Origin of the sequence: Actinosynnema sp. NPDC023658 (assembly GCF_040639995.1) — a bacterium.
Lineage (GTDB): Bacteria > Actinomycetota > Actinomycetes > Mycobacteriales > Pseudonocardiaceae > Actinosynnema.
The window spans coordinates 1-4,525 of the sequence record NZ_JBFAAX010000479.1 but is presented as its reverse complement, the minus strand read 5'-3'; the positions used below and the strand labels follow the sequence as shown (position 1 = coordinate 4,525).

General features: G+C 73.9%; 4 protein-coding genes. All 4 read left to right on the top strand.

Annotated elements, in window-relative coordinates:
* On the top strand, positions 1–643 hold a 643-nt coding region (locus AB0G02_RS29380), incomplete at its 5' end, for a class I SAM-dependent methyltransferase (RefSeq protein ID WP_360800168.1).
* A 325-nt stretch (positions 644–968) separates the two neighbouring features.
* Positions 969–1,385 carry a universal stress protein gene (locus AB0G02_RS29375; protein ID WP_360800165.1) on the top strand — a complete coding sequence of 139 codons (417 nt, stop codon included), beginning with the start codon at positions 969–971 and terminating at the stop codon, positions 1,383–1,385.
* Positions 1,386–1,851: 466 nt separating this feature from the next.
* A complete protein-coding gene (locus AB0G02_RS29370) occupies positions 1,852–4,338 on the top strand; it encodes a PEP/pyruvate-binding domain-containing protein (protein WP_360800162.1) in 2,487 nt (828 codons plus the stop codon).
* Positions 4,335–4,525: helix-turn-helix domain-containing protein (locus tag AB0G02_RS29365; RefSeq protein WP_360800159.1), on the top strand; the 191-nt coding region annotated here is incomplete at its 3' end. The genes AB0G02_RS29370 and AB0G02_RS29365, both read left to right, overlap by 4 nt.

Genomic DNA, 4,525 nt, shown 5'->3' with positions numbered 1-4,525 from the left:
CGTGGCGTGCGGGACCGGGCCGTTCCTCCGGGTCCTGCCCGGGACGGCGACCGGGGTGGGTGTCGACCTGGCGCACGCGGCGTTGCGGGCCGGCCGCGGGGTGTGCGGTGACGCGCTCGCGCTGCCGTTGCGCGCCGGGGTCGCGGACGCGGTGACGCTGCTGTCGTCGTGGTGGGCGCTGCCGGACGTCGGCGCGGCGGTCGACGAGGCGGTTCGCGTGCTGCGGCCCGGCGGAACCCTGCTGGTGCACACCTGGGACCGTGCCCCGGCGTGCCGGTTGATCACCTTGGGCGCGGTGTGCGTCGCCAAGGTGCTGCCGTCGATGATCCGGCCGGACGGGGTGCGCGGGCCGTTCGACGTGCCCGCCGGGGAGGTCGCGGACGTGCTGGGCCGTGCGGGCTTGGCCGTGCGGGGGACCGCGCGGCTGGAGCACGTCTGGCCGCTGGGCACGGTGGCCGGGTACTGGACCGAGTTCGGGCCGCTCGCACCGACCTCGTACGCCGCCTACCTGGACGCCCCCGACCGGGCTCGCGCGGCCGTGGACCGGTTGCTCGGAGGTCTGCTGGACCGGCTGCGGTCCGAGGGCGCGGCCGGCCTGGGCCTGTCCTGGCGGCTGACCGCGGCGGTCAAGCCCCGGAGCTGATTCCCATTGTCGGTACGCCACCTGTGTGACGGCGGTGGTGATCACCGGTGGCGAATGCTCGCGTGGGTGTACCCCGGCGGGACCGGTACTGCGCCATTCGGTTTTTCGTCGACTATTCGAGTGTGGTCGTGAATCTTCTTCCCGATTGCGGATGGGGAAGGCGCGACGGGAAGGTAAACCACATTTTTATCCGTTTCTCGATCGAAATATAAAAACGGCGTAAATACCGGTCGGGAGCACTCGACACGGAATGCGCGCAGGCCCGACGATTCCGAGCACGTGTTCGGCGGGAGCGCCCCACGCGGGCGCCGTGCGAGGAGGCGTGATGGAGGCCAGGCGGATCATCGTCGGTGTGGACAGCTCGGCGGCAGGGGCGGCGGCGCTGGAGTGGGCCGTGCGCCACACGCAGCAAGGTGGGGTCGTGATCGCGGTGTCGGTGTGCGGGATGCGGACGCCCGAGGGGAACGTGGACGTCTTCCACAGCGCCCGCTCCCGCATGGTGCGCGACGCCCTCGGCCGGGTCACCTCGGCCGGTGGCGTGCGGGTGGAGCAGTCCGTGCTCGACGGCGAGCCGGGGCCGACGCTCGTCGAGCTGGCCGGGGAGGCCGACGGCCTGGTGCTCGGCCGGCACGGCTACAGCCGGGGAGGGATCACCATCCTCGGTTCGGTGATCAGGCACTGCCTGGAACACGCGACGTGCCCGGTCGTCGTGGTGCCGGCCGCACGGCAACAGGTGGCCTGAACGGCGCGATCACCGCGTCGTGAATGGCGCACAATTGCGGTGTGCTCCGCCGATCGAGTGAGACCGCTGGGCCGGGTCGGGGCAGTTGCGCGGAACTCGGGACGGGCTGTCGTGCGCTCCGCGTAACGTCCGGCGAATGGTGTTCGAACGCGAGCGGCGACGCCGGCGGGTCCGGACACCGTTGCGGAACCACCAACTCGTCCGCGCCTACGGGCGGTGACGGTCGTCGACCCCGCGCCCGGAGGCGCCCGAGTTCCGGCTGGTCGTGCCCGGCGGGAAGCGCACCTGCTCGACTGGGACCTCGGAGCGTCACGGCGGGGCGTGTTCTGACGCGCGCCGCCGAGCCGCCCTGGACCTGCGCCGCCGGCACGGGGACCGGAGCCCTGCGGGGGCAGTGAACGTTGCGTTCTCTAACGACCGCCGCTACCGTTTAGTGAACGAGCCGTTCACTACTTCGCGGGGAGCCATGGCACTCGTCTCAGCGCTGCGCACGTTCGGCCGGTCCGACCTCGCCGCGGCCGGGGGCAAGGGCGCGAACCTCGGGGAACTGGTGACGGCCGGTTTTCCCGTGCCCGACGGGTTCGTCGTCACCACCGAGGCGTACGAGGCCGTCGTGCGGTCGGCGGACCTCCACCTCGACCAGCGGGCGGAGGACGGGTCGGCGCTCCGCGCCGCGTTCGAATCGGTGGCCGTGCCCGACGACGTCCGGACCGCGATCGCGGAGGCCTACGCCGCGCTGGGCGGCGGTCCGGTGGCGGTCCGCTCCAGTGCCACCGCGGAAGACCTGCCCGGGGCCGCGTTCGCCGGCCAGCAGGACACGTACCTCAACGTCGTCGGTGAGGCGGACGTGGTCGACGCGGTGCGCCGGTGCTGGGGTTCGCTGTGGACGGACCGCGCCATCGCCTACCGCCGCGCCCGCGCGATCGACCCGGCCGGGCTGCGCCTCGCCGTCGTCGTGCAGCGGATGGTCGACGCGGAGGCCGCGGGCGTGATGTTCACCGCGGACCCCGTCACGGGCGACCGCGGGCGGATCGTGGTGGACGCGAGCAGCGGACTGGGCGAGGCGGTCGTGTCCGGGCTCGTCACGCCGGACCACTACGTGCTCGACCGGCGCGGCGAGGTGCGCGAGTGGTCCCCCGGCAGGCGCGAGGTCGTCATCAGGGCGGCCGAGGGCGGCGGCGTCACCCACGACCGAGGCGGCACCGCGTCCCCGTCGCGACTGCCCGCCGACGTCCTGGCGGACCTGGCGCGGTTCGGCACCGGGGTCGCCGCGCACTTCGGCCGGCCGCAGGACGTCGAGTGGGCCTGGGCAGGTGGACGGGTGTGGTTGCTCCAGGCACGTCCGATGACGGCGCTCCCCCCACCGCCGGTGCGGCTCAACCGCTTCCAGCGGCGGCTGGGTTCCGTGCTGCTGGAGTACGTGCCCGTCCGGCCGTACCCGATCGACATGACGACGTGGCTGCCGCACGGACCGGCGGGCCTGATGGCGAGGGTGACGGCGTACTTCGGGTTGCGCGGCGCGTTCGAGGACTTCCTGCAGGAGCACGACGGGGTGGTCGACCGGCTCGTCCCGCCGTCGCCGCGACCGTCGCCGCGGGTGCTCGGCACGCCGTTCCGGCTGGTCTCGCTGGCCCGGCGCCACGACCCGGCCCGCTGGACGACGGACCCGCGGTTCGTCGCCTACCTCGCCCGCGTGCGCGACCTGGCGGACCGGGACCTGACCGCGATGCCGTGGACACGCCTGGTCCGGTTCCCCCGGCAGGTGCTGGACGCGGTCCAGCCGATCGCGGACCTGCGCATCGCCTACCTGCCGCGCACGGGCCTCGCGCTGGTGCGCCTGCTGGTGGCGTTGAAGCTGCTGCGCCGCGGCTCCCTGATGTCCGACCTGCTTCAGGGCACCCGGACCCGCACCGCGGACACGAACCGCGCCCTGGAAGCGCTCGCGGACCGGGTGCGCCGGGACCAGCGGCTCGCGGACGTCGTCGGCCGCCTCGACGTGGCCGGGCTGGAGGGGTTCGACGACTTCCACCGCGAGTTCACCGCGTTCCTCGCCGAGTACGGCCACCGCGAGACCGCGAGCCCGATCCTCGTCACGCCGCCGACCTGGGTCGACGTCCCGGAGACCGTGCTGGGCCTGGTCAAGGTGCTCGCCGCCGCACCGGCCGGGGGCGTCGACCGCGCCGCGGAGGCCGTGCGACACCTGTTCCGCCACCCGTTGCTGCGGGCTCCGCAGCGCCGCCGACGCGTCGAACGGTGGATCGAGCAGGCCCGCGCCGGCATCGCCTTCCGCGAGGACAGCCACTTCTACTTCACCGTGCCGTTGCCGGTCCTGCGGCGGTCCCTGCTGGAGATCGGCGCGCGGTTGCGCGACGCACGTGTCCTGGACGATCCGGAAGCCGTGTTCCACCTGCGGCTGGAGGAGATCGAGGCGGTCGACGACCCGGCGGCCCTCGGTGAGGACGCGCTGGGCGGTCTTCGCGCGGTGGTGCGGGCGAGGGCGGCCCGGCGGGAGGAGCTGCGCGGGGTCCGCCTCATCGACCCCCGGCTGATCTTCCCGCCCCGCCGGGGAGGTGACGCGCTGGTGTCCGGGACACCCGCCTCCGGTGGCACGGTCACCGCGCCGGTCAAGGTGATCCGGGAGGCGGCCGACTTCGCGTCGTTCACCGACGGCGCGGTGCTGGTCTGCCCCTACACCAACCCGTCGTGGACTCCGCTGTTCCCGCGGGCGGCGGCCGTGGTCGTGGACTCCGGCGGCACCGCCTCCCACGCCGCGATCGTGGCGCGCGAGTACGGCATCCCCGCGATCATGGGCACGGTGACCGGGACGAGCGTCCTCACCGACGGCCGACTGGTCACCGTGGACGGCGACACCGGCCGCGTCACCGCGCCGTCGACGCCCGCCGACCCGTCCGCCTCCGCCGACCCGTCCGCCTCCGGCGGGAGCGCGTCGTGACCGAGGACCACCGCAAGCAGCCCCGCAGGCGCGGGGAGGAGCTCAACGCGGCGATCTACCGGGCGACGCTGGAGGAGCTGGCCGAGGTCGGCTACGCGAAGCTGACCATGGAACGGGTCGCGGAACGCGCCCGGACCGGGAAGGCCGCCCTGTACCGCCGCTGGTCGAGCCGCATGGAGCTGGCCAT